Raw genomic sequence first — 26,859 nt, 5'->3', positions numbered from 1 at the left:
TCTATGTTGGACATTGACCTGGCCTGGGGGCAGATGCAGGGCGCCCGCAAAAGCCAGCAGGACACCGCCGCCATACTCAGTTGGCCCAATGGCTTTCGGCTGCTGCTGCTGGCTGATGGTATGGGTGGCCAGGTGGGGGGCGATATCGCCAGCAAGTTGGTGGTGGATAGATTCAAACAGCACTTCACCGAAAACAGCAGCGCCGCCGATATCCGCAGCCGCCTGATCGCCGCCATGAACGCCGCCAATCTGGCCGTGGCCGAGGCGGTTGCCGCGCAGCCGGAACTGGCCGGCATGGGCACCACCCTGGTGGCGGTGGCCTTCGATGGCACCGCCATCCAATGGCTGAGTGTCGGCGACAGCCCCATGTGGCTGATTCGCCAAGGCAATATTGCGCGTCTGAACGAAGATCACTCCATGGCGGTGAAGCTGGCCGAACGGGTCGCCGCCGGCGAAATGACCGCCGAACAGGCGGCGCGGGCACCGGAGCGCTCGCAACTGTTGGAGGCCATTCTCGGCGAGACCATTGAGCTGTGTGATGCCCCAGCCACGGCCATGGAGCTCTACCCCGGCGATTGGCTGGTGATAGCCAGCGATGGTGTCGAGACCTGCAGTGAGCCGCAAATTCGCACCATTGCCGAACAGAGCAGCAGCGCCGATTACAGCTCGGAAGCGTTTATCTCCACCCTGCTCGACAGTATTGAAAGTATCGGCCGGCCGTCCCAGGACAACGCCTCTATGATCGCCCTGCGGGTATTGAACAGTGACCAGGAGCCGAGTACCGCCCAGCCAGCGTCGGGCGAAGTGATCACCGCACAACCCAAATCCCGTTAGGCCGGTGGTCCAAGCCAACCAGGAACCCGCCCGCTTAGCAATGGCTGCCGCCCGCACCCAGGGCCTGGTCAGCGGGCGTTTTAAATGAATTAAAAATCGACTGAGAAAAGTCTTTGGAGAACTCTGTAATGAACACCTTTTTTGCGCGATGGATTGCGGCTCTCGTACTCTGTGGGACCGCCTTTGGCCAGCTGCAAGCTGCGACTGTCGCCAAGGTCGAAATCTTCAGAAAAGGTCTGCAACAACAGAGTGGCGTTGCCGCCCTGGTTGCCAAAGAGACGCTGTTAATCAACGACCTATTGATCGAACAGGGCGATCAGGTAATGGTTTACGACGAAACCACCGGCGCCAAAATTATTGCTGAGGTGATCGCCAAAGATAAAGAGGCCGACCTCGCCCTGATCAGCGCCAAAGGGCTCACCGGTGAACCCTTCACCTTGGCCAAAGCGGGGTTGATTGTCGGCCGTAAGGTCTACCTGCAACTAAGTAACGACAACCGCCGCGAAGGCACAGTGCACACCCTGCTGGTGGCCGACTCTAAAAATCCACTGCCGCGCGTACGCCACACCCAGCAGGTATTGGACAACGAATTCGGCGCTCCACTGCTTAATAACTGTGGCGAACTGGCCGGCGTCAGCCAAAACCCAAAAGCGCTGATGAGCTCCCGCCTGCAGCCCACCGATGACAACTTAAGCGTGGTCAGCGAGCTGCAAACCGTCTCCGATTTCCTGGCCGCCAACGGCGTCACCGCCACCATCGCCACTGCCACCTGCCTCTCCGATAAAGAGCGCGCGGAGTTGGCCGAGCAGAGCAGCCAAGCCACCAAGCAAGAGCTGGAAGAGGTGGAACAGGCCAAGGCGGATCTGGAAAAACAGCGCGCCGAGCTGGAAAAAGCCCGCAAAGAGCTGGAGGCCCGCACCAAAGAGCTGGACGAAAATCTGCAAACCGCCGGTGACGAGATCAAAACCGCCAGCGAGGATTTGGAGAGCAAAAATGCCGAGCTCGAGCGCCAGGCCGAGGTGCTCGCCGAAAAAGAGGAGGCTATTTTAAAGGCGGAAGAGGAGCGCCAGCGCATTGAGCAGGAGAAAGCCAATGAGCAACGCAAGCAGCTCTATATCGCCGCCGCCCTTGGCCTTTTGGTAGTCGTGGTGGCGCTCATTGCCGTTATTCTGATCCGCGGTAAAAAAGCCCGCCTGGCCGCCGCCGAGCAGGAGGCGCTGGCCAACCGTCAGCGCCTGGCTATGGAGCAGGCCAAGTATGAAGCCGCTCAGGCCGAACTGGCCCAGGCCTCGGCCACCTTCCCCGATATTCTGCTGCTCGGCACCGACGAAGATGGTAACGAATGTCGGGTAAAAATTATCGGCAAGGCCCTGGCCCAAGCCCAGGATGGCCAACTACTGGGCCGCTCCGCACAGAAGGCCGACTATGTCATTAACGTCGCCGGCGTCTCCCGCGAGCACCTGAAAATCACCCTGGTGGACAACACGGTCATGGTGGAAGACCTGAAGAGCTTCAACGGCACAGCGGTGAATGAGCAGCCTCTACAGCCGTTCAGCCCAACCGCGATCCGGGCCAATGACAAGATTCGCATTGGTACCGTTAACTGCCAAGTCCTTTTTATGGACTAGCCGTTCAGTCGCGGCAAGCAGAGCCCAGGCGCTATGAAAATACCCAATCGAGAAATCAATATCTTTAGCATGTCGGCGCTGGATCTGTTCGCTTCAGCGCTGGGTGCCTTTATCTTTTTGTCGGTCATCTCGCTGCCCTTCTTTCCCAACACCGGCAAATCCGAGGTCACCATTCCCGATCTCGACCTGGTGATTGTGCTGGATGTCTCGGCCAGTATGGAGGAGGAGATCAGCCAGCTGAAACGGGAGATCGCCGACCTGGCCGACGTACTCAACCGGCTGGCACCCAGTGTCGGTATTGGCGTGGTCACCTATGGCGATCGTCTGTGGGCCGAGCCCATCAGTCAACACCCCATTACCGACACCACTGAGATGGCGGGCCTGAAAGAGTATATCGATGCCATTGAACCCAACATGGGCGTTGGCGGCGGCAGCAATCCGGATGTCCCGGAAATGATCGCGGCGGCGTTGGACCAGGCGGTGGCCATGAACTGGCGGGAGCAGAGCCGGGTGCGCTACATCGTCGCCATTACCGATGCCCCCGCCTACCCGGAAAAGATCAGCGTCGCCCTACAGAGCGCCAAGGATTTTTCAGCCGTTGAGGAGCACTACATCTCAACCGTGATGGTGCGCAATGAGGATGCCAAAAAATTCCTCAACGCCCTGGCCGAGGCCGGCCAGGGGGAGTTCGTTAACTCCATTGATGGCCAGTCGCTGCTGGCCAGTATTCTGCTGGCGATTTTGCAGGATTGACCAGCGGCCCGACGACATTGAGCAGCAGACCAAAAAATTTCACGATGGCGCCCGTTTGGCGGTGGCTATCCGGTATCACCACCCACCAGGCGGCGGTCACAGCCGTGAGCCTGGGCTAGGAGCTTACATTGGCGAGTACGGACCACAGGCTGGCGTTGGCAACCGGCACCGTATTACAGCAGTACCGAATCGAATCGGTGTTGGGGTACGGCGGTTTCGGTATTGTCTATAAAGGGCGCCACCTCCACCTCGACGAAATTGTCGTGGCGCTGAAAGAGTATTTGCCGCAGGAGATCTCCACCCGTGAGGGGTGCGATGTGGTGCCGTTGAGTAACGGCGAACAGGACGATTATGAAGCCGGCCTGCAGCGCTTTCTGACCGAAGCCAAGCAGCTGGTGGCCTTTAACCACCACCCCAACATCGTCAGCTGCCGCGACTTTTTTGAAGCCAACGGCACCGCCTACCTGGTGATGGACTTCGAAAACGGTGTGCCGCTTAGCGACCTCCTCAAACAGCGGCAGTTGGCCGACGAGCCCTTCTCCGAAGCCGAAATCCTGGCCATTATGCTGCCCCTGCTCGACGGTCTGGCCACCATCCATCGTAAGCAGGTACTGCACCGCGATATTAAACCCGGCAATATTTTTATTCGCCACGACACCGGTGCCCCGGTATTGATCGACTTCGGTGCTGCCAAACAGGACTTCAGCCAACACAGCAAATCCAACGCCCCCTACACCATTGGCTACGCCGCCTTCGAACAGGTGCACAACGAAGGACTGCTCGGCCCCTGGACCGACCTGCACGCCATCGGCGGCGTGATCTGGCGTATTATCAAGAGCGCCAATCCACCTGATGTCAATATTAGGGTGAACGCCATCATGCGCGGCCAGCCTGACCCAATGCTAACGGCTCTGGCCACCGACACCGAAGCCTACTCCGATGCCTTTCTGGAGGCGGTGGCCGGTTGCCTGTGCATCAACGAAGAGGATCGTTGGCAGAGTGCCGAAGCGTTGATCGCGGCTCTAAATGAATCCGCCAAGCCCGCCAAGCAAACCAGCCAAACCGGCACAACTGCCTCCGAGGTCGAGCCCCCATCACCACCGACCAGCGCCAATCGGGCGCTACCAGTACTTGGCCTGTTGCTGGGTATCGCCCTGTTGTTGATTGTCGCCATAGTTGTGATGACCGGCCAGAATCCTGAAGTCGCGAACGACGCACAGCCACCCACCACAGCCCAAACGTCAAGCGCTGGGCCTGCGGATACCCCTAACGAACCGGCGCCTGACACTGGCCACGAACCGCCTGCTTCAAGCACAGGCTCTACCGCAGAGACCACCACAAGCGCTAACCCACCGGCACAAACACTACCAGCAGCCAGCTATCGGCTCTGGGTTAAGGCCTCACCCTTTGATGCCCAGGTGGCCTTCACCAACACCAGCAGCCGTTATGTACCGGGTATTGAACTGCCGGCCGGCACCTACCACCTGCAGGTGAGCCGAGCCGGCTACCAGACTCAAACCGTTACCATCGATCTCAGCCGCAGCGATCAGACCATCAGCGTGCAGCTGCAACCTGAGCAGGCCAGCCACAAGCTCTGGCTGACCCTCGAGCCCGCCACGGCCGAGGTGAAAATCGCCGGAGTCAGTGCCCCCTACCGGCCGGGCATGACACTGCCGGCCGGCGACTACCGGCTGAAGATCTCCGCCCCCGGTTATGAAACCGCCACACTCAACGCCAACTTGAGCAAGCGTGATCAGCGCCTGAGCGTCACCTTGCAAAAAGCCGGCGGCAGCTTGGCCTGGAAAAATTGCCAAGCGACGGCCACCAGCACCGGTACTGGCGAGGCCTACTTTGAACTGCCCGCCGGGCTGAGCGCCGATAGCGTGAAGTTTAAGGTGGGCCGCTTCCCGCTAGAGCTGCTGCCGGTCACCTTTAACGACCAGTACCACACATTTTGTAAAACCAGTAACTGCTATAAAGTCCGCTACAACTTTGGCCTGTTCGACTACAGCGCCAGTGCCGGTGGACGCACAACCCGGGGCAAAGCCTGTTTCTACTCAGTGGATCAGCCACCCCATGTCTATCCCCTGCAGTTTTAGAGATAGCAGTTTTAACCGATAACCGTTTTAACTTAAAAAATATCCGAGCCTCGCAGGAGACTGCACATGAACGCACGCAGCAAAAAAATCATCGCCACCGTCGCTGCCGGTGTAATGACTTTCGGCTTAACCAGTTGTAAAACCATGGAGGAGTTCACCAAGTCAGTGAACGAGACGGTTGGCTCCGGCGGCGGTGGTGCCATTGTCGGCTTCGGTAGCTACCTGGCCTGCAAACAGGCCGGTGGTGAGTCCGGCAAGTGCCTGGCGGTGGCCGGGGTCGCCGGTCTGATCACCTACGCCTATCTGAAAAACCAGGCCAACAAAATGAAGCAGATCGCCAATGTCGACGCCGCCCCCTGCGAGGCGGAAAACAGTGGCAACGAGGCCTACTGCGTGAATATCTCCGAGCAGGCGCTCAACTTTGCCAGCGGCTCAGCCACCCTCAACACCACCTCCCAGCGCACCCTCTCCCAGGTGGCGGCGGTGCTGAAGGAGTCCAACGACACCCTGATTATTATCGATGGTCACACCGACCCGGTGGGGGCGGATGACTACAACCAGAAGTTATCCGAACAGCGTGCCGCCAGTGTCCGGGACTATTTCGTCGACCAGGGCATCGCCAGTGATCGCATGCTGGCGCGCGGGTTCGGTGAGACCAAACCACTGCCGCTGGAGGTGGCCAACAACGCGGCGCAACGGCGAGTGGAGTTAAAGGTGGAAGGCGGCGAACAGGGCTAGCCCAGCTGGCTACACCGCTGGCTTTAAACCGTATTGAAAACCGGGGGCTTAAGCCCCCAGCCTGCATTAAGGCCGGGGGCCTTGGTGCAAACCCAACAGCAACCGCTTAGGAGGAGGCGAGCAGCTGCTGGGCCAATAGACAGAGAGCCGGCGCGCTGAGCTGCCCCTCGGGTAGAGCCTGTACCGGCCCGGGCAGCGACTCGGGTTCAGTGTCGGCCACCAGCCGGCGCAGCGAGGCCTGATAGAGCGCCAAGCGTGCCGGGCTGAGCCCCCCCGGCTGTTGGCACTGGCTGTTTACCTCCTCAGCCAGGGTCAGCCAGGGCGAGGCGGATTCGCCAGCTGGCTGGGTAAATGCCTGGGCCGGCTCCGACGCCGGCAGCGCACTGAATTGCTCGGTGGGGTTCAACTGCCAAACCAGTATCGCCGCCAAGCCACACACGGCCACCCCAGTGGCCGCCTTCACCGGCAGCTGTTGCCACCAGACGGACAGGCGCGCCAACAGGCCCAGCGGCGGCTTGGCAGCGGCCAGCTGGCTGACCTCCTCTTGCGCCTCCACCAGCCGAATCCACTGAGCAAACAGCTCGGGGCTGCGGTTCAACCAGGCGTAGACCGCCTGCTTGCGCTGAAAACTGAGCTTATCATCCAGCAACAGGGCCAGCTCCTCCAGGGTCGGTTGTGGGTCGGCAACCGCACTGTGGCCCTGGCGGGCAAGCAGTATCTTTTTGGCAATCTCGGGCAGTGAGTTCAAATTTCCACCTCCTGCAGCTGCCGTTGCAGGTCAGCCACTGGCACTCCGGCACTCCCCAGTGCATCAATAAATTGGGCAAATACCCGTTTCAGTAAACGGCCGGGTTGATACGACGGCATATTCAGCGCCTTGGCGACAACATTGAGTTTGAGTCCCTCTTGGTAAACCATCCTGATGATCAACAGCTCCTCTTCGCTGAGATCGAGCTGGCCAACCACCTGTAACAGGGTCGACGAGCGGGAATCGGCTGTGGGGGCGTTCATCGCAGTGTTAGAGGGACTATTTAAATTTTCTAACACCTCGGCAAACAGCTGCATGCGCTGTTCAAACTCGGCCACATCCAGGGACTGCTCCAGGGTGCGGGTGTCGCTCAAAATATAGTCGTCGAAATGTTCCTCGGCACCGGAGTCGGTATGGTTGATGGTGAGCGACTGGCTTTTCAGGCCGCAGTCGGGCACCTTGCCGCGAATGGTTTTAATGATGGCCTGGGCAAACTCCGGTTCACGACGATGCCGGGAACAGACGCTGTCGATCACCGCCATCACCGGTTGCCGCTCCAAGCAGAGCATTTTCCAGATACGCACCCACAGATCCCCTTCCCGCTTTAACCACTGAGGCGGTCGGGGGCGACCGTAGAGTTTGCGCGAATACTCTTCCAGCAGATTGTTAACGATGGTGTAGAGATAGGTTTCCGGGCGAGAGGAACCACTGAAGGTAGCCAGGCGCTGCCAGTTCTCTTCGCTCAGTTTTTCAATAACAAAAGTGGTGGCCGCCTCGGCATCGCCGGTGTGGTGAAAGCGCTTGGCGGCCAGAACATCAAGCTGTTTCATCCATTGCGGATTAAAAACCAGCGCTGGCCAATCGATCTGCATTCAAGTCCTCTAATAGACAATTTGTCGTACGGCCCGGGCTCTGCCAGGCCGGAGCAATCCCAGCGGTTAGTCGTTGCCATCGCATTGCGGGCAAACGAACAACTTGCCCAAACCTCGTCCTTCAGCCAGCCAATAAGGTGCCTTCGGCGCAAATAAGTATACACAAGGCTCCGCCCTTGGCCATGTTCGATGGCAGAGGCCTACCCGGTTGACCGGGTAAAACTATTTAAGACCGGCATAAAGTTGATGGTAAGATAGCCGGCCACTTGCGCCCCGATTTACCCGTAAAGCGGGCTATTAAACAGATTTTTAACAACAGTCGGTTCGGGGCCGGCAGGCCGTTATGGCACCGGCAGCAGTGGTAAAAGCCAAGCAAAACAGACAGACAAAAACCGGCTAATGAAATACTAACTACACCACACCACGTAAAAAACCTGGATCGCGGGTAACAAGAAGCACCTTGAGGAGACCCTATGAATTTTGAATTATCCGAAGAGCAACGCCTAATCCAAGATACCGCCCGGGATTTCGCCGAGCGGGAACTGGCCCCCAACGCCGCTAAGTTGGATGCCGGCGAAGCGGGCTCTGAAGAGGCTTTCTTCAACAATTTAAAAGGCCTGGCCGAGCTTGGTTTCATGGGGCTCAATGTCGATCCCGAATTCGGCGGCTCTGGTGTCGGCAGCACCGCCTTCAGCCTGGCCATCACTGAAATCGCGCGCGCCTGTGCCTCCACCGCTGTTACCGTATCGGTCACCAACATGGTGGCAGAGGTGATTCAAGCGGTGGCCAACACCGAACAGAAAGAGAAGTACCTGCCGCTGATCTGCTCCGGTGAGTACCAGGCCGCCGGCTTCTGCCTGACCGAATCCAACGCCGGTTCCGACCCCTCGGCGATGAAAACCCGCGCCGTTAAGGATGGCAACGAGTGGGTGTTGAACGGCAGCAAGGTGTTCATCACCAGCGCCGAGTTCGCCGGCGTGTTTGTGGTGTGGGCAGTCACCGACGCCAGCGCACCACGCGGCAAGGGTATCTCCTGCTTCCTGGTGGAGCGCGAAACCACTGGCGTTACCATCGGCCCCGCCGAACACAAAATGGGACAGAAAGGCTCCAAAACCAACCAGGTATTCTTCGATGACTGCCGCATTCCGGAGTCGGCCTTAATGGGTGAGCTCAATCGCGGTTACCAGGTGGCCCTGGGCGAGTTGGCCGGTGGCCGCATTGGTATTGGCTCGTTGGCGCTGGGTATTGGCCAAGCCGCCCTGGAGTACGCCCGCGACTACATTAAAGAGCGCGAGCAGTTTGGCCAGCCGCTGGCCAACTTCCAGGGCCTGCAGTGGATGTTGGCCGACGGCTGGACCGAGCTGGAAGCCGCCCGCCTGCTGCTCATGCAGGCCGCCTCAATCAAAGAGGCCGGTGGCAACTTTGCCCAGGCCGCCTCCATGGCCAAACTGTTCGCCAGTGAAACCGCCAACCGCGCCTGCTACACCGGCCTGCAGCTGCTGGGCGGCAATGGTTACATCAAGGAGTACCCATTGGAGCGCATGGCGCGCGACGTTCGCATCACCTCCATTTACGAGGGCACCAGCGAAGTTCAGCGCATGATTATCTCGCGCAACATCTTAAAGTAGCCGCCGGCTAACGCCACTTTGCCGAACTCGGCAGCGAAACAAAAACTGGAGGCATTGCCTCCAGTTTTTCGTTACTGCATAGATTGGCGCGCTTATCAGAGCGAAATCAGATTTTCGATCTGCTTCAACGTCTTTTTACCCATGCCTTTTACGGCCAGCAGATCGTCCAATGCCTTATAAGGGCGGCCGTCGACAATTGCCTGCGCCAGCTTCTTGTTGATCCCTTTAACCGCGTGCAGCTGATCGCAACTGGCACGGTTAACCGATACCGCACCAACGGCCGCCGCGGCTTCATACTTAACACTTTTTGCCCGAGCCGCGGGTTTGGTTGCAGGCCCTTTGAGTTCAGGCACTTTACTGGCAGGTGCTTTGGCTTGAGCTACTTTAGCTTCAGGCTCCCTGGTGGTAGCTGCTTTGCTTTCAAGTACTTGAGTAGCGGGCTTAGAAGCCAGCTCGGTCTTGCTGGCGTCACCAGTTTCCGGCTCGCGGAAGGCCACCTCAATCACGTTATCGAAGTTACTGCGCACGGCACGCTCGCTGCTCTTGCCGGCAGCAACCACATAGGGGTTGGCAAAATTGATGTAGTCGCGGGTAATAAATTGGCCGGCTTCCCACTCGCGCAGCATCAGACAGAGCCACCAGCTGCCTGGGCTGGGCGCCTGGAAATCGAGCTGGAAACTGCTGTCGCGCAGGCAGTATTGGCCGGCGACGGGGTTCAATTGCGCAGCAGCCAAGGCCTGGCCGCTAAAACCGGTACCTCGGTAAGGCTCTGGCAACGCCCACAACTCGAGGGCAAGGGTGCCACTCAGGTTGCCCAACTGACGATTGTTGGCGATTTCGTCGACATGGATTTGCACTTGTTGATCGGCCAGTTGGTAACTGCTGTTGCCGTTAAGCTGCAGCTCGCGGCCGGTATTGGAATCTGGGTAACTCAAAGTATTGTTCACAAACCACCTCTATTGGGTTGTTTTTATGGATGGAAGCCTTGCGGGCGCGGATTCTACCCAAGAAACATGTCGAGTATTAGTGATTTAAATGACACCCCCCGACATCCGAGTAATTAATCGGTTAAGAGACAGGTTTTAAGTGTGGCTATTGTTGGGCAGAGGGAGGGAGCTGGGGAAATCTGAGCCGAGTTCTGGGTGGTCTGGCTGTTACTGCGGCACGCCTTTTAAGAGGTACCTAGCCGGCAGAGGCGCCGCTGTTAGGTAGACGAGTGACCACCGCTTCTTCCCGCTTTGGCGCAAGCAGTTTCAAAATCTCCTCACCGGGCACAGGGCGGCCACAGAAGTAGCCCTGTGCCACATCACAACCGAGCTTACGCACATAGTTGAGCTGCTCTCTGGTCTCAATGCCCTCGGCGACAATGGTGAGATCCAGCCCCTTGGCCATGGCGGTAATCGCCTTCACCACACTGGCGGCATTGCCTTCGCTGTAGGGAATTTGCTGAATAAAGGAGCGGTCGATCTTGAGGGTGCGGATGGGGAGTTTATTGAGATAGTTAAGCGAAGAGTAACCGGTGCCGAAATCGTCAATGGCCACGGAGACCCCGGCATCCACCAACATGGAGATGTTGCTGGCAACGCGGTCTAAGTCACTCATCATGGTGTTTTCGGTCAACTCCAGCTCAAACAGGTGTTTCGGGAATTGTGTTTCGGCCAGCACTTCCAGCAGGCTGGTGATCACCCTCGGTTCGTGCATTTGAATAGGAGAGAAATTAACCGCCAGACGAATGTCGCACTTGGCCACCTCCATCCAGCGCTTCACCTCTATGCAAGCGGCGCGCAGTACCTGACGATCGATGTCGCAGATGATCCGGCTCTTCTCGGCAAAATTGATAAACTCCGCGGGACTGGTTAGCCCCCGCTGTGGGTGTAACCAGCGCACTAACGCCTCGACACCGACAATCTTGCCGTTGCGCAGGTCAATTTGTGGCTGGTAGTGCACTACAAACTGCTTCTGGGCCACCGCCACGCGCAGGTCCTGCTCCAGGTGCAGCTGCTCCGCCAGGGCATCACTGATAGAGGGGGTGTAGTAGCAGTAGCCATCTTTGCCAGCCCCCTTCACGTGGTACATAGCCTGGTCGGCATTTTTGATCAGCTGTTCGATGTCTTCGCCGCAATCCGGGTAGATGGCAATGCCGATACTGACCCCCAAAAACATCTCTTTGCCGCCTATATGAAACGGCTGCTTGATGGTCTCGATTACCTTTTCGGCAATAGTCCGGGCGTCGTTCTCAGAGGCCAGGGCCGGCAGCAGCAGGGTGAACTCGTCACCGCCAAAGCGCGACAGCGTATCACCAGCACGCAGCACCAACTCCAGGCGACGGGCCACCTTCTCCAGCAGCACATCGCCCACCGAGTGACCGAGTGAATCGTTCACATTCTTGAAACGGTCGAGATCCAGGAACATCACCGCCAGCTTCTGCTTGCTGCGCGCCGCCTGGTTGATGGCCAGACTCAACCGATCTTTAAAGAGGGTGCGATTGGGCAGCCGGGTGAGCGTATCGTGGTAGGCCTGAAAGCTAATAAACTCCTCGGCCTCTTTCTGTTCGGTGATATCGCGCGCGGTGCCGTAGACCACGCTCGTGTCACTGGCACCGAAGAAGTCCTGGGTTAACTGGTTGTTATCAACGCGGTAGAGGTTCACCTCAAAATAGCGCGGGAACAGAGTGCGCCCCTTGCGGTTAATGCACAGCTCAAAACTGGCGCTTTGCATCTCGCCGCTGACGATTTTTCGGTACTGATAAGCGGCGCGACTGCGCGAGTGCTTTTCGATCAACGGCAGGCAGGAGCGGTCGAGGAAATCGTTTTTGTCGTAGCCGAGCAGGTAGCTGATCTTATCGTTAAGAAAGGTAAAGCGCCCTTTGCGATCGAGCATGAAGATCACATCCGGCGAGCTGTTGACGATATAGCGGTGCAGGCTCTCCGAGTGCTGCAGGCGTTCTTGAACCAGGTTGTACTCCCGCTCCAGCCGGCTTTTTTTGATGGCATTTTCCACGGTGAGCAGCAGCTCGTCCATGGAATAGGGTTTTTTCAGGTAATCCGTCGCGCCAAACTTGAAGGCGTTGGTGATTGACTCAAAGGAGGATTCACCACTAACGACGATCACCGGGCTTTGAATATTGTGGGAGCGGACAAAATCCATCACCTCAAAGCCATTTTTATCGGGCATATTGAGGTCGAGTAGAATCAGGTCGTATTGATTTTTTAGCAACTTCTCACAGGCGCGTTCACCACCGAGCGCTGAGTCAATATTTAACTGGCGGGCACGCAGGCCTGCCACCAAACTATCGAGCATTCTTGGCTCATCGTCGACGGCTAAGATCGCCGCGCCGGCGGTCGCTTGAAAAGCGTAATTTGGCTCGTTCCCCATAGTCATCCCAATTACTTCACTCCAGGGGCGAAAACGGCCACACACAATAGAGTCGGTGTCATTTTCACCATCGCTTTACCTCTTAGGAATATCAGCCAATCCGCAGCTGATTTCATGATCAAAGAGCAATCACGTCCATGAACAGCGCTTGTCTCTTCCCAGGGCCAGTTAACCCCCAAAAAATTTGGCGCCTCAGTACTACACCCCAAAAGTAAAAATGCCTGATTTATGTTGGGTAAATCATACGCTCAACTCCCATAGTGGTTGAGCCGATACAACCCCTTACCGCTTACTCCGCCGGTAAGGTAATACGATACTTGGTCCCCGCTTTACCTGATTGGCAGGTAATGGTGCCCTTTAATTCGTCCACCAGGCTGCGGGTAATGGAGAGCCCCAGGCCGGAGTGACCTTTGCCTTTGGTGGTAATGCCCGGCCGAAACAGCGAGCGGGAAACCTCGCTCGGCAGCCCCGGGCCGTTGTCGGCGATAATCAGCTCCAGTGCCGGCCCGGCATAGGTGGTGGCGATCATCACCTTGCCACCATAGGTCATCGCCTCAACGGAGTTTTTCACCAGATTGGAGACGATTTGGCGCAATTGATTACGTGGCACCTTAACCTTCTCCAGTTTGGGACTCAATTGCAATACACATTCAGTACCATTGGTTTTACAAATGGAGCCCTGTAAAACCGCCACTAAAGAACGAATTTCCTGATTGAGCAGCCCCATCTCCGAGCTGGAATCTGACTGTGCCTCCAGATCCTGCAAGCGCAGTAGAATCTGTGCCGCCCGATCCACCTCCTCTTTCAACACCTGAAATTGGGGTGAGTCCTGGGGCATATCTCCGCCGGCCGAGAGTGCATCCAGATAATTCCGGACAATCGCCAGCGGATTATTCACTTCATGCACAATGGCCCGCACCTGGGCTTTCAAATGATCCACCTGCTCACTCGCCGCCTCGACATTGAGGAGGGTATGTTTCTGCGCGGAGGCGACCTGATGAGCGAAATCAGTCAGCATGGAACGCTTGATCTCATCCGGCGGCGTACCGCGGGTATCGCCCATTGCAATGACGCCTAAAAGCACATCATCCTCAACCACGGGCAGGCAGACCAGGGAGCTGGCGTCGCACAGTCGCATCAGCTGGCGATCTAAAATCTTGAGCGTATCACCGTCGTTGGCCATATCCGCCGAGCAGACAATGGCGCGATTGCGAGCCGCCTTGGCCACCAGGCTGTCGCTGGTGGTGAGCGCCACCTCAATGGCCCCGGCGCTATCCCCCTCCACCAGAAAATTGAGACAGTTACGCTCCGGCAGATAGGGCAAAAACAGACTGTTGCGATAACCAAACAGCAGATTGATGGTGCGCGACAGGGTCTCGGCGCTCTGCTCTTCGGTATCCAGGGTGATCTCCGCCAGGGCGTTGCCGTCCGGAGTCAGCATCTGCCGCTGCAGACGCTGGCCGAGAGTTGAGTTCACCCGCTGCAGGTCGGTGTGATTACCGGTTTGCAGATCGATGCCCAAAGAACCGGCGATTTTCACCACCTCTTTGGTTACCTTGGCGGCAATTTGCGCGGTTAGGGCGGCATTCATACCAAACAACCGCTCCGAGGCTTCAGCGCACACCGGGTCGATCGGGTGCAGCTCACTGATCGGCTCCGCCGCCAGTTGTGTTGCCAGGCAGATAATCTTGGTCAGGTGATGCGAATCGCACACCTCTTCCAGGGCCGCATGGTGGTAGAGCACCGCGTCGGCGGCCAGACTGCCGAGCCCCCACTCATTCACCATATAGGCACTCAATTCACTGTGAGTTGTGTGAAATTGTGCCTGCTCCATCGGCTCTGGATTGGATTTTGGATCCACCAGCAGGTGGGGGTACTGCTCCGGATAATTAACCAACAACACCAACTCACCCAGGTTGTGCACCAATCCCAACAGGTAGGCTTCATCGGGGGCACTATAGCTGGTCATCAGTGCCAGGGATTTGGCAATCAGCGCACCGTACAGAGATCGGCGCCAAAAGCTCTTCAGGAAACTGGCTTCGACATTGCTAAAGTAGCGCGCCAGTTGCTGCACAGAGGCGGTAATGGCAATGGTCTTAAGTGCGTCGGTGCCCATCAGCAGCAGAGCGCGCTCGATGGAATTGACGTGACCGTGTCGGGAAAAATGGGCGGAATTGGCGGCGGAAATAAGTTGAGAAGACAGTACTGGATCGCGTTCAACCATGCGGGCCATGTGTTGAAAGTCAGCGGCTGGGTCCTGACAGAGCCGCAGCAACTCCGCCAATATGTGTGGCATGGAGGGCAAGTTTGCGGCTGAGATCTCCTCCTGGACGGCTCTCCCGAAGCCCGGCATTCCTATACCTCATACAAATGTGTATTTACGCGCCATTCTACCAATTTATAATCAGGAATGTATATAAAGCAGTAGCTCTAGTATAGAAAGATAGTTCATAAAGCTAAGAAAAATGTTAATTTTGCAAAGCTTGGCACAAATTTCTTCATTGAATTGTATAGTAGTGCTCAAAAGTTACGTCGGCAATAACTCACAAGTGACCTCATGGATCGACACACGCCAAGGAGCAGCCTAAATTCCGAAGCACACAGCCAGCACGTGGTTGCCATTACCGGCGGTCGCGTAAACGTTGGCAAGTCGACTATTGCCCTCAATTTGGCCGTCGCATTGGGGCGCCTGGGGGAAGAGGTCACTCTGGTCGACGGCGAGTTTAACGGCCATGGCGCCATCGCCATGACCGGCCAAGAAGTGCGCCACACCTTCTGGCAGGCGCTGGCCAACGAGCTTCCGGTTGACGATGTTCTCATCCCCGGCCCGGAAAATATCCGCCTGCTGGCAGCCGAGCCCGAGCTGCACCGGCTGCACGCGGTCGCTTTCGATACCCAATTAAATAAAATTAAGAAGTTCTGGCAAGCCATAGCGGCGGATAGCAACTGGCTGATACTGGATGTGCCCTCGGTGGCAGTCAGGCGCATGCCCAAAATCCAAACGCTGATTGCCGTCATCACCCCGGAGTTAGCCACCCAGCGGGAGGCCGCGCAACAGCTGCAGGCACTGCAAAAATTGGGCATCAACCGGCGGGTTGAGGTAATCGTTAACAAGGTGGCACCCGGCGAGCGCTCCAACCAGATATTCTCCCGCTTTCAGGAGGAGGTCTCGGCGGAGCTCGGCCTCACCTGCAACTACCTGGGCAGCGTCTGGATGGACGAGAGCATCCGTGCATCGGCGTTGAGTAGCAAACCGGTTGCCACCCTGCCGACCCAGGATCCCTCCTGTAAGAGTTTTATGCGGCTGGCGGAGGCTTTGATCGCCGCGCAGGCCTCACCTGCCAGCAGTAAGAAGGTGTCGCCCCTACCCCTGCCGAGCGGGCGTCCCAAACTGGTGGCCAGGGCCAACCACGACACCGACGAACGGGAGGAGCTGCCACTTATCCCCAGGGAGCTCTCCTACCCCCTGCTCTCTCAGCTGTTGGAACGAATATCGGCGGACGACCTCTCCCCCGAAGAGCGGCAACAGATCCAGCACCAATTCAATGACAAGTTCGGCGAACCCGAGCCCGACCTGCCGCCAGCACCCACTCCGCCCGCCGCCATTAAGCTCACTCCCACTCCACCCTCGTCCAGCCCGCCCATATCCAGTTCAGCAGAGAGCCCCGATCTGATCACCATCGAGCCAGCACCCGCCGTGCCGGCCGCGAAAACCAAAGCGACCAACCGCCTCCCCCAGTGGCATAGCAGTTACTACGACGAGCGGCGATTTGGTAACCAAAATGCACTGCTGGCGCAGATTGTCGCGCTGCCCGATAGCGACTCACTCACCGAGTTTCTGGCCGCCTTCTAACCCCCTTCTCACCCGGGCTACCCATCCCCGCCAAATTTAAAACCAAAGAATTAACCAACGCAGTAACAACCACCAGCAGTATTAGCCAAAACTAATATCACTTGACCGGAAGATTGCGCAGCCACGCAATAGCACCAGCGCGATAGAGGAAAAATTAAGCGGCAGTCGCTGTGGTACGCGATGAACGGGAAAGTGCAGGCAAAGAACAACTACAGAGGGGAGATAGGGTGGCGACCCAATCCAGCCACACCCCGGCACACGATGTCACCACTACCGTTGCTCCCTTCCGGGCCTGGCGGGGTTCGCAGCTGATCGTTGCGAGGGGACCGAAAAGGGTCACCATAACGAGCGGCGCATTATGGTGGGTTTGCCCGGCCATTGCAAGCCCTTCACCGGCACCACCAAATTCCCGGCGCCTAACTGCAAGTGCCTGTTTTTTCAGCAATAGTTTTATCGACTACCAATTCACCAGGGCCATCTACCAAAGTGGCTGTGCGGAGGCCTGTCAACCTGTGTTAGGATGCGCCCCTTTTTTGAACTGGCAAATTTTTAACCACTACCCCCTTGCTATCGGCCGATAGCCTGCCACTTGCGTAAATCATCATGTACCTATTTGTAGATCAGTTAACCAATGTCGACTTCAGCTATCTCGACCCGGCCCGGGGGCTGGTGGGCGAGACCTGGCTGGCCAACTTCGGCCTGGAGGGCGACCTGGACGAGGCCGGTATGATCTGCGACTTTGGCCAGATAAAAGCGCTCTATCGCCGATGGCTGGATAGCCAACTGGACCACCGCTTGCTGGTGCCAACCTTAGCGCCAGAATTACAGTTAAATGACTTCGGCGAGGAGATCGAACTGAGCTGGCGGAGCCTGCGCGGCACCATCAAGCTACGAGTGCCGGCGCAGGCGGTCGCGCTGATTCCAGCCGCAGCCATCACCCCACAAGCCTGCGCCACCTGGGTGGTTGCCCAACTGCGCGGCCAACTGCCCGGTGCCATTGCCCGAGTCGACCTGGAGTTCAGTGTCGAGGCCATAGCCGGCAGCTACTACCACTACAGCCACGGCCTGAAAAAGCACACTGGCAACTGCCAGCGCATCGCCCACGGTCACCGCTCCGCCATAGCCATCTGGCTCGATGGCGAGCGTTCCGCCGAACAGGAGGCCGACTGGAGCCAGCGCTGGGCCGATGTCTACCTGGCCACCCGCGATGACCTGATCGATGAGGGCGCCAGTGAATACACTTTTGGTTATGAGTCGGCCCAGGGCCGGTTTCAGATCAGGCTGCCGAAAGGCCTCTGCTACCTGTTGGAGTGCGATACCACCGTCGAGAACCTGGCCCAGCACCTCTGCCAAGAGATCAAGGCGCAGCAGCCCACAGCGGCAGTGCGCGTTAAAGCGTTTGAGGGGATTGGCAAGGGGGCCATCGCCTGCGCTTAGCTTCGTTGGCCCCTGTGTTTAGCCACCACGATTCAAGAATTACCTGGCTTTCCAAAGGCCACCAGTCCAGCTGAGAGTTACCGCCGTTAATGACTTTAGAAGTTTTCCGCTTTGCCCTTTCGATTACCGCGCCGATCTTTATTGTGCTGTTTATCGGCACGCTACTGATGCGCCTGCAGGTCATTAATGATGCCTTTGTCGCCAGTGCCACCAAGCTGGTGTTTAACGTCACCCTGCCGGCGCTGTTATTCCTCAATATTGTTACGGCCGATGTACACGTGCGCGAGAGCCTTGGCCTGGTGGGTTTTGGTGTCGCCGCCACCCTGGTGATCTACCTGTTGCTGGAGCTGATCATTCCCAAACTGGTAACGCCCGCCGCCGACCGCGGCGTGGTGATTCAGGGCTCCTTCCGTTCCAACATGGGTATTATCGGCCTGGCCTATTGTGTTAACGCCTACGGCGAGGCGGTCTACTCCACCGCAGCGGTCTACCTGGCCATTGTCACCATCGCCTACAACGTGCTGTCGGTGATCACCCTCACCCGCTGGCTCTCGGCCTCTGGCTCGGTGGCAGAGATCAGCAAGAGCGTGCTCTGGGGGGTGGCCAAAAACCCGCTGATCATAGCCATTGCCGCCGCCCTGCTGGTCAGCGCCATGCGCCTGCCCATACCGCCGCTGGCCATTAAAACCGGTAACTACTTTGCCCAGATGACACTGCCCCTGGCGCTGCTCTGCGCCGGTGCCAGCCTGAGCTTCAAGGCTATGGGCGATATGAAAAATACGTTGATTACCACCATCGGTAAGCTGTTGGTGGCGCCACTGCTGATTACCCTGGCTGCGGTCGCTTTCGGTTTTCAAGGAATGGAGTTGGGCACCATCTTTCTGATGAGTTCAGCACCGTCGGCCTCGGTGAGTTATGTGATGGCCCGGGCCATGGGCGGCAACGCCACCCTGGCGGCCAATGCCATTGTGATGACCACCCTGCTCTCACTGATTACCACCAGTTTAGGCGCCGCCCTGCTGCGCGCCTTCCAGTTAAGCTAGGCGGCAACCTTTTTCCGCCGCTGACATTTATTGTTGAGCCATACGGTAATAATTTACCCCTGCTCGGGCGCAGCATTACCAGCAACCGAATTGTGTGGGCGATTGGAGTTAAAAAAAGCTGTCCTATCGCCAATAACCCCTTGAATTTAACGTTTCCGCCTTGCCCTGTGAGCGCCCCAACACACCTTCCCAAAGCACGCATCTGCCTGCCAATCATGACTGGGGCAATTCTCCACATTGTTTGCACATTTGCCCAAAATAGTGGATTAGCGTTTGCAAAAGTGACACCGCTACATCAAAAACCCAAGAGGAGGAATTTATGAATGTAAGCAGTGCACAAAGCAACTATCAGTTGTCGTTTAACAGCATCAACAGCAACCAAAATGTGCAATTTCAAGGTTCACCCCCGCCGCCGCCACAATCCGAAGAGACTGTCTCGCTCAGCAGCGCCGCACAGGCGTTGTCTGGATTGACCGAAGATCAGCAAACAGAACTTGCGGACTACCTGCGGTCGATTCAGCAAGCGAGTGAATCGGGGGCCGTTGATGCGGAGGCTTTAGCTGAGGAGGCCCCCGAGTTTCTGCAAACACTGGCCTCGGAACTGGGCATTGAAATGAGTGACCTGGTCAATCAATTGGCAGACATGAGCAACTCACCACCGCCCCCGCCGCCACCCATGAGTCCGGCAGACATGGAGGCCGTGAGAGGATTTCATGAGCAGGTATTGTCCAGTGTTGAAAGCGGTAGCTATGACGAAGCGAGCCTGGCAGCCTCGGCTCCTGAGAGTGTCGTGACCATGGCCCAAGCGCGCGGGATGGAGGTTAGCGAGCTGGTAGCCTGGATGTCGGAGAATGACCTGCCACCGGCGCCGCCTTCCGGACAACCACCAGCCTTCGCCAATAGCCTGGTAACCGATGATCAGCCAAGCAATGATATGGCTAAAATTTTGTCGCAGTTCTTTTGACCGTGAGTGTGTGAGGGTCTAGACACTCACGAACTTGCCGCAAAACCGATAACAACAGACTCAGTAAGAGTCGTTAAACCTATAAATTAATTATTCAAACACCTTCCTCTAGGGTCTTTGGCTCGCCGGTACCCACCTGCGAGCGTTCTCCCGTTGTATATATCGAGAGTTCTCCCTTTTGGTTCTCCATATTAATAACACGGCTGGATACCAATGAATCCGGTTTTATCAAAGAACAGTCACTGGCGCCGCTTTAACCGGCGGAGGAAGCAATGACTTGCGCCATCGCCCGCTGCCAACCGCTTAAATTAGCATCACGGAGTTCCAGGGCCATTGCCGGTTTAAACTCCTGTTGCCGTTGCCATTGACCATTCAAATCTTCCAGCGAGCGATATAACCCCATTTGCAAACCCGCTAAATAGGCAGCGCCCAATGCCGTGGTTTCCAATACTTTGGGGCGCAAGACGGGGGCATTTAAGGTATCGGCTAAAAATTGCATCAGCCAGTTATTGGCCACCATGCCGCCATCCACCCGCAAACCCTCACAGGCGATACCGTCCTCCTGAATGGCCCGCACCAGATCATAGGTTTGGTAGCAGACCGCCTCCAACGCCGCCCTGGCCAGATGCGCCGGGCCGGTGGCGCGGGTCAGGCCAAACAGCGCACCACGGGCATCGGGTTGCCAGTGCGGCGCCCCCAGGCCGGTGAGGGCCGGCACAAAATAGACCCCTTCATTGCTGGCCAGCCCCGCCGCCAGGGCTTCGGTCTCGGCGGCGGATTTGACCACCCCCAGGTTGTCGCGCAGCCACTGCACGCCGGCACCGGCGACAAAGATGGAGCCCTCCAGGGCGTAGTGGGTGGTGCCACCAATGCGATAGGCGATGGTGGTTAACAGGCGGTTGTTGGAGAGCACCGCCTGTTCGCCGGTATTCATCACCAGAAAGCAGCCGGTACCGTAGGTGCTTTTTACTGTGCCCGGGGTAAAACAGCACTGCCCCACCGTCGCCGCCTGCTGGTCGCCGGCCACCCCCAGGATGGGTATGGCATCGCCCAGCAGTTCACGCTCGGTGATACCGAATTCGGCGGTACAGTCGAGCACCTCGGGCAACATCGCCCTGGGTACCCGAAACAGCGCCAGCAGCTCGTCATCCCAGGTTTGGCTGTGGATGTTAAACAGATTGGTACGGCTGGCGTTGGTGACGTCAGTGACAAAGTTGCGACCACCGGTCAGCCGCCAGATGAGATAGCTGTCGACGGTACCGAAGGCCAGCTCGCCGCGCTCGGCCCGCGCTCTGGCGCCCGGCACCTGGTCCAGTATCCAGGCCACCTTGGTAGCCGAAAAATAGGGGTCCAACAGCAGGCCACTGCGCTGCTGCACCTCGCGCTCATCCACCTCTGTTTTCAACCGCTGGCAAAGGCTGCTGGTGCGCCGGTCCTGCCAGACAATGGCGTTGTAGATTGGCTCGCCGGTCTGTTTATCCCACACCAGGGTGGTTTCACGCTGGTTGGTAATGCCGATGGCCGCCACCGAACCGCCACCGCTGCGCACCGTCCGCAACGCCTCGTTGACCACCGCCAGCGTCGATTGCCAGATCGCCTGGGGCTCGTGCTCCACCCAGCCATCGGCCGGGTAGTGCTGCGCAAACTCCTGCTGCGCCAGCGCGACTATAGTGCCGGCCTCGTCGAAGACAATGGCCCGGCTGGAGGTGGTACCTTGATCAATCGCCAGCAGATAGGTGTGCTTGTTCATGACAATAGTTTGAGTACTTTTTTGGCCGTGGAGTAGTGACTGGTGAGTTTGCCACCGTAGATGGAGACCACAGTGGGTTGCTTGGCGCGATTGCTCTGTAAAATGGTATCGCGCGAGCGTTTGAACGGATTGCCGTCACCGGCTGGCAGCACCCGCAAACCGGCCCAGGCGTTGATGATATCGCCCTTGCCGAGCGGTTTATCTGGAAAGTAATAGTTGTACACGGTGAGCAGATAATCGATCTCTTGCGGTGTGGGTTGCACCTGATTGGGGTCACCCTGGTATAGGGTTTCGGTGGTACCGAACAGAATGCGATCGTACCAGGGCATGGCGAAGATGGCGCGCCTATCCTGGGGGGCTTCCAGATAGTAGACCCCCTGCTCCAAACTGCCGGGTAACTCCAGGTGTGCCCCCTGCACTAACTCCATGGGCAGGCTGGCAATGGCCGGCTTGAATTTTTGCAGCGTTTCGTTCACCCAGGGGCCGGTGGCATTCACCACGGCACGGGTGGTTACCGCTTGCGTTTTATCGTTGCGCTGAAAGCTAACCTGCAGATCCTCACCCTGCTCTCGGCATTGGCTGAAGCGGGTATTGAGTAAAAGGGTCGCGCCCATACCCACCGCCTCTTCCAACAGGCGGAAGGTCAATTTGGCATCGTCGGTCTGGGCATCCCAATACTGGAATACCGCCAGCAGGTCCGACTGCTCCAGGCCGTCGAGATTGGCCCACTCGCTTTGCGGCACCATGCTAAACCGGCTGTACTCATCCAGGCCGCCAAGCAGGCCATAGAGGCTCAAACCCGCGCGAATGGTTAACCGCGTGCGCGAGGTATCTTTGTAGATGGGAATATAAAATTTCTGCATGTGCACCAGGTCGCCGTAGTCCTGCAACAGGCGCCGGCGATCCAACAGGCACTCGCGCACCAGACCAAAATTAAACGATTCCAAATAGCGCAGACCACCGTGAATCAATTTTGACGAACGGCTGGAGGTGGCCTTGGCTGGGCGATCGAACTGCTCCAGAATCAAGACCTTTTTACCCGCCTCTACGGCCTGCCGTGCCACGGCCGCGCCGTGAATTCCCGCACCGATCACCACCACATCAAAATTTTGCTTGGCCATACACTGTTTCACAAAAAGAAAAAATTGGTCTCGGCGATGTCAGCGCCGGCCGCTACACCCGCATGGTCAGCCAGCGACGGGATTTAACATCGATATAGCGAATGGTCGATTTTTTAAACAGCAGATCAACAAACAGTTCGCAGGAGTATTCATTAGTTCGCCAACACATGGCGACACTGGTGTTGTTGGCGTATTGCAGATGGAAGACACCATCAAAGGCCGGGTATTTCGAGCGAAACTCCATCAATTTAAACAGCCGCTTTACCACCGGTTTCTCCAGCGCCGCTGCAATCTCATCCGGGGTGTAGAAGTGGCGATTAATATCGCGCAACTCGCCAGTGGCGTCCATCAATTCGTGATCATTCTCTCCAGCCAGTAAACCGACGTAGTAAACCTGGGGAATACCCGGGGCAAACAGCTGGATCGCCCGCGCCGCCAGATAGGCATCGTCGTTGCGTTTTAAGGCATCGTAGTAGGTGCAGGTGAGCTGATAAATCGCCCCGACACTGTGCACGTTGGCCGCCGAGCGCCGCAGAATTGGATCGCCGGAACGCTCAGAGACATTATTGATAATCGCCTGAATCTTATCCGGTGGCAGCACACCCTCGACATCGGGAATACAGATACCGTCGTGGGTATCGAGCACGGTGATCTGGTTGCGCGGGCACATCCGCAGCCACTGCTTGAGGTAGGTGCTGTTGCCATCGAGCAGCGAATAGAGCAGCAGCGGCGCCAAGGCAAAGCCATAGGGGTGCATACCGTGCAGCGCAATCGCATATTGATAACTGCTGTGGTCATGGACCTCGGGCAGAGTCTCGGCGCCGTATTCACGCGCGGTGTCGTCCACCCATTTCAGCAGATCGTAAACATCGGGCTCCACCAGAAAACAGCTGGTGCCTATCTGCTTGGTGGTGTAGCCAAAGGCATCCAGTCGAAACAGATTAACCCCATGGCTGGTGAGGAAAGCGATGTAATCCTCCATCAGCGCATAGGTCTTGGGCGAATTGTAGTTGAGATCGATCTGGTGCTCGGTAAAGGTACACCAAACCTTACCCGAACTGCCGTCGGCAAAGGTGATCTCGCGGAACGGCTCCTTCTCCTTGCGAATGTGAATTTTGGCCATATCATCGGGCGTGATCTCGCCCATCTGGTCAACGTGCACAAACAGATCGGCGTAGTCCGAGTCGTAGCCGTGCTGCAGAAAATCCTGAAACTCCACCGAGGCATCGGAGATGTGGTTGATCATCAGATCCATGCAGACATCAAACTTCTGGGAGATCCGGTCAAAATCCTGCCAGCTGCCGTAGATGGGATCGATCTCTTTGTGGGTCAGAGGAGAGAAGCCGCCATCGGCATTGCTCGGATAAGGGGGTAACAGGTGTACACCGCCGATTTTCCCCAGGCAATGTTGTTCCAGAAAGTCGGCCAGATCAGCGAGGTTATCACCGATACGATTGGGATAAACGATCAGTTGAACCTGGTTGCGAAGCGCCATTGATACCCCCGTTAATTCGCTCTAAATCGATTGCAGCCAACCTAATCAGCGAGCAACTGATGTTAGCCGGCAATTATTAAAAATCGTTTAACAGAGCGCCTTATACTACGCATTTAAAACCATATTGCAAAAGCCGGGGCCGGGCCTGCAGGCCGCCACTGCCATTCATTCGGATGCCGGCGCAGCCTTGTACATCGAGAGCGTCCAGGAAAATTTTCACACGGCCAGACCGGCAGCGTCGCTCTGTTTGACAAAGCAGCCACTCAGCAATGGCAGACGAACCGGTCGACCAATCCGCGCCGATCAGGCTGGTCCAATCCAGGAGAGCAACCATGCAATTGCGGGATTTCAGGGCGGAAGATGTCAACGCCATCGTGCTACAGGCCAACAACCCCAGGGTGGCCAAATACCTTCGCGACCATTTTCCCTCGCCCTACACAGTGGCCGACGGCCAATGGTGGGTGACCGAGGGTCACCTGCAGGGCCCGACGTGCAATCAAGCAATTACGCTAGCGGATCGATGTATTGGTGCTATCGGTGTACGCTTTTTGGAAAACGAGTATCGCTTTAGCGCCGAGCTCGGATATTGGCTGGGTGAAGCCTACTGGCAGCAAGGCATTGCCACCACCGCCACCCAAACCTTCTGTGACTCAGTTTTTAGCAACTACCCGGTAAAACGAATTTATGCCTCAGTTGCCCACGCCAACCAGGCCTCAGCCAAGGCTCTGTTGAAATCGGGCTTTCAACTGGAGGGGGTGTTTAAACAGAATATTTATCTGCGCGGTGTGCTCTACGATGAGCAGATTTACGCCCTCTACCCTCGGCCAGAAAAATATTAAACTGAACAACTGTGTCGATCAAAAAAATAGCAGCCCAGCTGCGGCGATGCAGAAAGGCCAAAACTAATATCGCGCAAGCGGCGCGATATTGGCAGGCTTTAAATAGACAGTGGAAAATATTAAAAGAGAACATTAAGCAGAGCGCAGCAAAAAGGCAGTGCACACTAAAAATAAGAAGAAGAACACTACGATCAGAAAACGTACAGTCAGATACGGGGTTAACGTTGTTACCTTTTTAACCCGACAGTTTTCTAAGCAAGCGCCAGCCTTTGGTCCAAATTGGAAATGGTTTATCGCACACTCTTGTGCCATCTCGGCTAACACCGGGCCAATCAACCAATAATTTTCACAAAAAGTATTTTGCAGCCTCAGAAACGGGGAACTCCAATCCATCGCCTTTGCCATAGGCCACGCACTTATAACCCGCTATTTATCGCTCTCTATGACTTTCACTTGTATGGTCATCACTCTCTATGGACACCTTACGGTTTACCCTGCACGCTATCGAAACCCGGAAAAATAAAAACCCCTTTACTATCGTTCAAAAAGTAACCCGCGCACTCAGGCAACTTAAAAATAGGGCTAAAAACCCGGCTCAAAAAATCCGATCAAATAATCTTCAGTCAAGCACAGCCATTGCCAGAGTGAGGAAAATCCCAAAAGCGTAAACCCACAATTTTTATTTGGTTTTAATAAGAGAGCAGCTCGCTACAATAGAACAGTGGTGGTGATTATTAAAATTTTAATTTTATAATTTTCAAGAATAAGTTTTCCGCACTACGGAGCAATATTTGTACAGCGGAAAATCGCAGCCAACAACCAACACCTTCAGCTAATATAAGGTTTAACTGAACTGAATTGCCGCTTAGTCTTGAGTGGCCATCTTTTTAAATTATCTAGATCACTTTTTTATATGTGATTGTGATTTAGTTATCGCTTTGTCGCTTCATATCAAATTTTTTTCACACTTCTTGTCGGATCACCGGCAACTAAACTCTTCAGCACTATACTTCACTGCATAGGACCAACCCTAAACTTTGGCTTTCGCCCAAACCCCTGTTCAACAACGATAACGCCGTTCGCGATGCAGCGTTCGCTAATGCCATTGTGGTTGTTTAACTGTTTCGATAGTGCTTGGCTTACTTAAGGCTGTAACAATGCAACGTATTGCTTATTTCTTGACCATGCTAATGGTGACCCTCTCCCTGCCAACCCTGGCCCAGGAGGTCTCCCGGGAACAGATCATCGGGCTGGATGAACAGGTGCAGGATATTAAACAGGATGTTCTGGCCATCTCCACTGAACTGAGTCTGCTGGAAGAGAAGCTGTTGTTCCCCTCCAATACCCAGGTCTCGCTGTTTATCTCGCTCACCGCCAGCGACAAGGTCGATCTGGACTCGGTGGAGATCACCATCGATGGCCAGGATGTTGCCCACCACATCTACTCCTTTAAAGAGCTGGATGCCCTGCGCGAAGGCGGCTTGCAGCGTATCTTCACCGGCAATATGCGCACCGGCGCCCACGCCATTAAAGTCGGCTTCCGCGGCAAAGCCGCACTCGGTACCGAGTTTGTCGAGGTGGCCGACTACCAGTATGACAAGGGTGTAGGCCCGGGCTTTGTCGAAATCAAACTCTCCGGCTCTGCCATTGGTGGCAAGAGCGTTCAATTTTTCGACCGCTAA

General features: G+C 56.5%; 20 protein-coding genes and 1 other RNA gene. 12 read left to right on the top strand and 9 right to left on the bottom strand.

Annotated features, from left to right (window positions below; all coding sequences use genetic code 11):
- Positions 1-3: 3 nt before the first annotated feature.
- The 5 genes from SBL51_RS19020 to SBL51_RS19000 all read left to right on the top strand — a co-directional run bounded on the left by SBL51_RS19020 (position 4) and on the right by SBL51_RS19000 (position 6,052).
- Entirely contained in the window at positions 4-834 is an 831-nt protein-coding gene (locus tag SBL51_RS19020) for a PP2C family protein-serine/threonine phosphatase (RefSeq protein WP_317932707.1), read from the top strand.
- Between the two features lie 128 nt (positions 835-962).
- The gene (locus SBL51_RS19015; protein ID WP_317932706.1) at positions 963-2,462 is read left to right on the top strand and encodes an FHA domain-containing protein; all 1,500 of its coding nucleotides are present in this window, start codon (positions 963-965) and stop codon (positions 2,460-2,462) included.
- 33 nt (positions 2,463-2,495) lie between these two features.
- On the top strand, positions 2,496-3,215 hold the full coding sequence (locus SBL51_RS19010) for a vWA domain-containing protein (RefSeq protein ID WP_317932705.1): 720 nt from the start codon (positions 2,496-2,498) through the stop codon (positions 3,213-3,215).
- Between the two features lie 128 nt (positions 3,216-3,343).
- Entirely contained in the window at positions 3,344-5,314 is a 1,971-nt protein-coding gene (locus SBL51_RS19005) for a serine/threonine protein kinase (protein ID WP_317932704.1), read from the top strand.
- Between the two features lie 66 nt (positions 5,315-5,380).
- Positions 5,381-6,052, top strand: coding sequence for an OmpA family protein (locus SBL51_RS19000; protein WP_317932703.1), 672 nt, complete (start codon positions 5,381-5,383; stop codon positions 6,050-6,052).
- A gap of 106 nt (positions 6,053-6,158) precedes the next feature.
- Here SBL51_RS19000 and SBL51_RS18995 read toward each other — a convergent pair whose 3' ends face one another.
- Positions 6,159-6,800, bottom strand: coding sequence for a hypothetical protein (locus tag SBL51_RS18995; RefSeq protein ID WP_317932702.1), 642 nt, complete (start codon positions 6,798-6,800; stop codon positions 6,159-6,161).
- The gene (locus tag SBL51_RS18990) at positions 6,797-7,672 is read right to left on the bottom strand and encodes a hypothetical protein (RefSeq protein WP_317932701.1); all 876 of its coding nucleotides are present in this window, start codon (positions 7,670-7,672) and stop codon (positions 6,797-6,799) included. The genes SBL51_RS18995 and SBL51_RS18990 overlap by 4 nt, the downstream gene beginning before the upstream one ends.
- Before the next feature lie 473 nt (positions 7,673-8,145).
- Between SBL51_RS18990 and SBL51_RS18985 the strand changes: the two genes are divergently transcribed.
- Complete coding sequence (locus SBL51_RS18985) at positions 8,146-9,300, top strand: acyl-CoA dehydrogenase family protein (RefSeq protein ID WP_317932700.1); 1,155 nt, start codon at positions 8,146-8,148, stop codon at positions 9,298-9,300.
- Positions 9,301-9,395: 95 nt separating this feature from the next.
- Here the strand turns inward: SBL51_RS18985 and SBL51_RS18980 are convergent, their stop codons facing one another.
- The 3 genes from SBL51_RS18980 to SBL51_RS18970 form a co-directional block, all read right to left on the bottom strand.
- Positions 9,396-10,247, bottom strand: coding sequence for a helix-hairpin-helix domain-containing protein (locus tag SBL51_RS18980; RefSeq protein WP_317932698.1), 852 nt, complete (start codon positions 10,245-10,247; stop codon positions 9,396-9,398).
- Positions 10,248-10,482: 235 nt separating this feature from the next.
- A complete protein-coding gene (locus SBL51_RS18975) occupies positions 10,483-12,675 on the bottom strand; it encodes an EAL domain-containing protein (protein ID WP_317932697.1) in 2,193 nt (730 codons plus the stop codon).
- Positions 12,676-12,964: 289 nt separating this feature from the next.
- Positions 12,965-15,028: an HDOD domain-containing protein gene (locus tag SBL51_RS18970; protein ID WP_317932696.1), complete on the bottom strand. Its 2,064-nt coding sequence runs from the start codon at positions 15,026-15,028 to the stop codon at positions 12,965-12,967.
- 204 nt (positions 15,029-15,232) lie between these two features.
- On the opposite strand from SBL51_RS18970, the gene SBL51_RS18965 reads away from it, so the two are divergent.
- A complete protein-coding gene (locus SBL51_RS18965; protein WP_317932695.1) occupies positions 15,233-16,528 on the top strand; it encodes a MinD/ParA family protein in 1,296 nt (431 codons plus the stop codon).
- A 235-nt stretch (positions 16,529-16,763) separates the two neighbouring features.
- Here SBL51_RS18965 and ffs read toward each other — a convergent pair.
- Positions 16,764-16,860: signal recognition particle sRNA small type (gene ffs / locus SBL51_RS18960), an RNA gene on the bottom strand.
- A 271-nt stretch (positions 16,861-17,131) separates the two neighbouring features.
- On the opposite strand from ffs, the gene SBL51_RS18955 reads away from it, so the two are divergent.
- From SBL51_RS18955 to SBL51_RS18945, 3 genes are all read left to right on the top strand, one after another.
- Entirely contained in the window at positions 17,132-17,965 is an 834-nt protein-coding gene (locus SBL51_RS18955; RefSeq protein ID WP_317932694.1) for a 6-carboxytetrahydropterin synthase, read from the top strand.
- Positions 17,966-18,054: 89 nt separating this feature from the next.
- On the top strand, positions 18,055-19,008 hold the full coding sequence (locus tag SBL51_RS18950; RefSeq protein WP_317932693.1) for an AEC family transporter: 954 nt from the start codon (positions 18,055-18,057) through the stop codon (positions 19,006-19,008).
- Between the two features lie 319 nt (positions 19,009-19,327).
- Positions 19,328-19,972, top strand: coding sequence for a hypothetical protein (locus SBL51_RS18945; protein ID WP_317932692.1), 645 nt, complete (start codon positions 19,328-19,330; stop codon positions 19,970-19,972).
- A gap of 253 nt (positions 19,973-20,225) precedes the next feature.
- On the opposite strand, the gene glpK is transcribed toward SBL51_RS18945, so the two are convergent.
- From glpK to gtfA, 3 genes are read right to left on the bottom strand one after another with little or no spacing between them, the layout of a single operon-like run.
- Positions 20,226-21,722 carry a glycerol kinase GlpK gene (glpK, locus tag SBL51_RS18940; RefSeq protein ID WP_317932691.1) on the bottom strand — a complete coding sequence of 499 codons (1,497 nt, stop codon included), beginning with the start codon at positions 21,720-21,722 and terminating at the stop codon, positions 20,226-20,228.
- A complete protein-coding gene (locus tag SBL51_RS18935) occupies positions 21,719-22,843 on the bottom strand; it encodes a glycerol-3-phosphate dehydrogenase/oxidase (protein ID WP_317932690.1) in 1,125 nt (374 codons plus the stop codon). Before SBL51_RS18935 ends, glpK begins: the two co-directional genes overlap by 4 nt.
- 52 nt (positions 22,844-22,895) lie before the next feature.
- A complete protein-coding gene (gtfA, locus tag SBL51_RS18930; protein ID WP_317932689.1) occupies positions 22,896-24,338 on the bottom strand; it encodes a sucrose phosphorylase in 1,443 nt (480 codons plus the stop codon).
- A 332-nt stretch (positions 24,339-24,670) separates the two neighbouring features.
- Here gtfA and SBL51_RS18925 point away from each other — a divergent pair, with 332 nt between their 5' ends.
- Together SBL51_RS18925 and SBL51_RS18920 are read left to right on the top strand one after the other, a co-directional pair.
- Positions 24,671-25,177, top strand: a complete 507-nt coding sequence (locus tag SBL51_RS18925; protein ID WP_317932688.1) for a GNAT family protein — start codon at positions 24,671-24,673, stop codon at positions 25,175-25,177.
- 1,157 nt (positions 25,178-26,334) lie between these two features.
- Positions 26,335-26,859, top strand: coding sequence for a hypothetical protein (locus tag SBL51_RS18920; RefSeq protein WP_317932687.1), 525 nt, complete (start codon positions 26,335-26,337; stop codon positions 26,857-26,859).

The sequence above is a fragment of the Halioxenophilus sp. WMMB6 genome, from assembly GCF_033283405.1.
Taxonomy (GTDB): Bacteria; Pseudomonadota; Gammaproteobacteria; order Pseudomonadales; family Cellvibrionaceae; genus Halioxenophilus.
The sequence above is the reverse complement of the archived record's forward strand: the minus strand, read 5'-3'. Positions and strand labels throughout refer to the sequence as shown.

What these genes read in the sequence shown, in the direction of transcription:
- SBL51_RS19020 (WP_317932707.1), top strand. Translation starts at nt 4, where the DNA reads ATGTTGGACATTGACCTGGCCTGGGGGCAGATGCAGGGCGCCCGCAAA.
- SBL51_RS19015 (WP_317932706.1), top strand. Translation starts at nt 963, where the DNA reads ATGAACACCTTTTTTGCGCGATGGATTGCGGCTCTCGTACTCTGTGGG.
- SBL51_RS19010 (WP_317932705.1), top strand. Translation starts at nt 2,496, where the DNA reads ATGAAAATACCCAATCGAGAAATCAATATCTTTAGCATGTCGGCGCTG.
- SBL51_RS19000 (WP_317932703.1), top strand. Translation starts at nt 5,381, where the DNA reads ATGAACGCACGCAGCAAAAAAATCATCGCCACCGTCGCTGCCGGTGTA.
- SBL51_RS18990 (WP_317932701.1), bottom strand. Translation starts at nt 7,672, where the DNA reads ATGCAGATCGATTGGCCAGCGCTGGTTTTTAATCCGCAATGGATGAAA.
- SBL51_RS18985 (WP_317932700.1), top strand. Translation starts at nt 8,146, where the DNA reads ATGAATTTTGAATTATCCGAAGAGCAACGCCTAATCCAAGATACCGCC.
- SBL51_RS18975 (WP_317932697.1), bottom strand. Translation starts at nt 12,675, where the DNA reads ATGGGGAACGAGCCAAATTACGCTTTTCAAGCGACCGCCGGCGCGGCG.
- SBL51_RS18970 (WP_317932696.1), bottom strand. Translation starts at nt 15,028, where the DNA reads ATGCCGGGCTTCGGGAGAGCCGTCCAGGAGGAGATCTCAGCCGCAAAC.
- SBL51_RS18965 (WP_317932695.1), top strand. Translation starts at nt 15,233, where the DNA reads ATGGATCGACACACGCCAAGGAGCAGCCTAAATTCCGAAGCACACAGC.
- SBL51_RS18955 (WP_317932694.1), top strand. Translation starts at nt 17,132, where the DNA reads ATGTACCTATTTGTAGATCAGTTAACCAATGTCGACTTCAGCTATCTC.
- SBL51_RS18950 (WP_317932693.1), top strand. Translation starts at nt 18,055, where the DNA reads ATGACTTTAGAAGTTTTCCGCTTTGCCCTTTCGATTACCGCGCCGATC.
- SBL51_RS18945 (WP_317932692.1), top strand. Translation starts at nt 19,328, where the DNA reads ATGAATGTAAGCAGTGCACAAAGCAACTATCAGTTGTCGTTTAACAGC.
- glpK (WP_317932691.1), bottom strand. Translation starts at nt 21,722, where the DNA reads ATGAACAAGCACACCTATCTGCTGGCGATTGATCAAGGTACCACCTCC.
- SBL51_RS18935 (WP_317932690.1), bottom strand. Translation starts at nt 22,843, where the DNA reads ATGGCCAAGCAAAATTTTGATGTGGTGGTGATCGGTGCGGGAATTCAC.
- gtfA (WP_317932689.1), bottom strand. Translation starts at nt 24,338, where the DNA reads ATGGCGCTTCGCAACCAGGTTCAACTGATCGTTTATCCCAATCGTATC.
- SBL51_RS18925 (WP_317932688.1), top strand. Translation starts at nt 24,671, where the DNA reads ATGCAATTGCGGGATTTCAGGGCGGAAGATGTCAACGCCATCGTGCTA.
- SBL51_RS18920 (WP_317932687.1), top strand. Translation starts at nt 26,335, where the DNA reads ATGCAACGTATTGCTTATTTCTTGACCATGCTAATGGTGACCCTCTCC.